Genomic DNA, 292 nt, shown 5'->3' on the forward strand with positions numbered 1-292 from the left:
TCCTTCAGGGCAAACGCAGGTTTTATTTCGCTTGTTTAGTTTAAATTCTGAAGCTGGAATAACTTTTTTTACACCTTTTACAGTATCCTGGTGTCGCTTGCCATGGTCGCTCTTTTGGCTTTTAAATTTGGGGTCACGTGATCGAAAGGCGTTGTCCGGAATGTAAGCGTTTATCTCTTCTTCTTTCAGATAGGCGTAATTAGCTTCGTTGGCAAAACCGGTATCAGCGGTGACGACGATTTGGTCTTCTATTAAGTTACCGAATTCAGTATCGGCGTAACGTTGTTGAATC

The 292-nt window shown here is 42.1% G+C and carries 1 pseudogene; it reads right to left on the reverse strand.

From position 1 onward, the window contains the following. Positions 1-292: pseudogene (locus ACXAFR_RS27625) on the reverse strand (IS1182 family transposase); the annotation flags it as partial.

It is taken from the genome of Pseudomaricurvus sp. ABR4_320, from assembly GCF_056159445.1.